This window comes from Methanobrevibacter sp. 87.7, assembly GCF_002208625.1.
Taxonomy (GTDB): domain Archaea; phylum Methanobacteriota; class Methanobacteria; order Methanobacteriales; family Methanobacteriaceae; genus Methanarmilla.
This window is the reverse complement of the sequence record NZ_MRCT01000194.1, coordinates 1-2931: the sequence shown is the minus strand read 5'-3', so window position 1 is coordinate 2931 and position 2931 is coordinate 1. Positions and strand designations below refer to the sequence as shown.

The following is a 2931-nucleotide window of genomic DNA, read 5'->3' as shown; positions in this document are numbered from 1 at the left end:
ACATAATTTAATATAATCTTTTTTTAAAAAAAAATAGTAATATTAATATATATAAAATATAAATTATAACTTTTATAATAATTTAAAAATTATTTAGATAATTAATTAAAAAATTGTAAATATTATTATTAAACTCAATAGTAGGTGTTTACTTGAAATCAAATAATAAAAATCAAGAGATAAAAATCAAGAATTCTAAAACAAAATTTAATCCTACAATTGATGAAATTTCAGCAAAAAAATTAAAATTAAAACCTGTAGGTTATCCATTTAAATTCAGTTTAATGGAAAATATTCCATTAGAAATATCCAATGAAAAATTATTTGAAGACTATGCAAAAGAACAATGGTTAGGTATAGAACTTAAAAAAGAATCTTATTTATTTGATCAAAAAATGATTCCTGATTATGCATTTAAAATTTTAGAAGTAGAACCAAATAATTCAATATTAACAACTGAAACAAAAATTACAGTAGATACTGCATTAAACACAGTATCTGAAAAAATTGAACCTAAAAATTTCAATATTAAATTTAAAGATATTGTTGGTCAAGAAAATGCAAAAAATAAAGTAAGAATTATTGAAAGATATGTAAAATCACCTGAAAAATTTGGACAATGGGCTCCACAAAATATTCTATTTTATGGACTTCCAGGTACAGGTAAAACAATGCTTGTTAAAGCATTAGCAAATAATCTTAATGTTCCATTATATTTAGTCAAAGCAACTAGTTTAATTGGAGATCATGTTGGTGATGGTGCACGTCAAATACATGAATTATATGAAAATGCTAATAAAAATGCGCCTTCAATAATATTTATTGATGAAATTGATGCAATTGCATTACATAGACAATTCCAATCATTAAGAGGAGATGTTTCTGAAATTGTTAATTCCCTATTAACTGAACTTGATGGTATAAATCCAAATACTGGAGTAGTAACTATTGGTGCAACAAATAATATTAATTTCTTAGATCTTGCAGTAAGAAGTAGATTTGAAGAAGAAATTGAGTTTAAATTACCAACAGATAAAGAAAGAAAAGAAATTTTAGAAAATAATATTAAAACCCTCCCACTTAATGTTAATATTAATATTGATAAAATAGTTAAATTAACAAAAGGAATGTCTGGAAGAGACTTAAAACAAAAAATTCTTAAAACTTCATTACACCATGCATTATGTGAAGAAAAAGATGAAATTGATATGGATGATATACATTATGCATTAGAACAATCTAAGAAAAAAGTAAAAAATGAAGTAAAAAACATGTATGAATAATTAAATTCATACTTTTATATTTTTATTTTAATAAATTTAGCAATAAATTAATTTAAATAAATAAAAAATTTTAGTAAAAAACTCTTTTTAAGAATTTATAAAATAAAAAAATAAAAAAACTAATTTTTATTATTCTCATTTAAGAAGAATATTTCTGCAGCTCTTATTAAATCTTCATCATTATTACAAGCAGCTTTTTTAATATTTTTAGAAATATCAAAGAAAATTTTATTAACAATTGAATTTGTTAAATTATCAATAATTTTTATACTTCCATCTACATCAGCCAACTTCACTATTGCTTTTTCAGCTTCACGTTGGCGTATATCTTCCATAGATGATCTTAAACTAGCAAGTATATTATCAATTTCCATAATTTTAAATGAATTTTTAAGTAAATCAAATTCATAATTAATAATATTTTCTGCTTCTTTAACTTCTTTTTTTCTTTCATTAGTAGTTTTTTCTGCAATTCCTCTTAAATCATCTATATTAAATAGATTAACACCAATATCTTTTACATCTTCAGAAACATCCCTAGGATTAGCAATATCAATTATAACAATTTTATGATTTGTATAATCTTTATTAGTATCTTCTTTAACTTTAAGTGTAGCTTTTTCAATACGTTCTTTTGTTATGATTGTATGTGGAGAACCAGTAGCACTTATAATAACATCAGAAATTGGAAGATATTTATATAAATCATCAAAGAATATTGCTTGACCATTTAATTCTCCTGCTAATTTAGTTGCTTTATAATAAGTCCTATTAGCTACAAATATAGCTTTTAAATTTTTTTCAGCTAATGCTTTAGCTACAAGCGCACCCATTTTACCTGCACCAATTACTAAAACACATTTATCTTGTAAATCACCTAAATATTCTTCTGCCAAATCTACAGCAGCAGAACCCATAGAAATATGTCCTTTATTAATATTAGTTTTACTTCTAACTTCTTGACCTACATGAATTGCTTTAGTAAATAAAGTATTAAGAACTTTACCTAAATGTCCTTCTTTTTCAGCTTTTTTCTTTGAATCTTTAATTTGACCAAGAATTTGATCTTCACCAACAATCATAGATTCTAAAGAGGAACTCATTCTAAATAAATGAAATACAGATTCTTCACCATATTCTATAACAATATTTTCATTATTAAAATCATTCAAAATACTTTCTATTCCAAAAGAATCAGAATGTATGTAAAATTCATGTCTATTACATGTAGATATTTCTACATATTCACTTATCTGAAATTTTTCTTTAATATCATTAAATAATTTCTTTAAATTACCATAAACTATTTCCATAGTTTTTATATCAACCATTTTATAATCAACACGAATATTAAATATCAATATAATTTCCCCAAGTTTTAATATATTTAAAGTTTTTAAACCTTAAAATAACCTATATTTTAATTTAATTAAAAATTAATTTATAGTTAAAAGTATATTAAATTATATTTTTAAACTAATATAAACTTTAAATAAAAATTCTATAAAAAGTAATACAAAAGTTAAGAAAAGAAAAAAATAATATTACTAAATTAAAATATCAAAAAAATAAAAATAAAAAAAACTAATTTTATTATAAAACAAATTTAAAAAAAAATATACTTTTTATAAAAATATTCTAAAAATAT

The 2931-nt window shown here is 21.6% G+C and carries 2 protein-coding genes; one reads left to right on the top strand and one right to left on the bottom strand.

From position 1 onward, the window contains the following. Positions 1–152: 152 nt before the first annotated feature. Positions 153–1283 carry an AAA family ATPase gene (locus tag BGI41_RS07510; RefSeq protein WP_088540080.1) on the top strand — a complete coding sequence of 377 codons (1131 nt, stop codon included), beginning with the start codon at positions 153–155 and terminating at the stop codon, positions 1281–1283. Between the two features lie 119 nt (positions 1284–1402). Here BGI41_RS07510 and hemA read toward each other — a convergent pair whose 3' ends face one another. After that, positions 1403–2644, bottom strand: coding sequence for a glutamyl-tRNA reductase (gene hemA / locus BGI41_RS07505; protein WP_088540079.1), 1242 nt, complete (start codon positions 2642–2644; stop codon positions 1403–1405). Between the last annotated feature and the right edge of the window lie 287 nt (positions 2645–2931).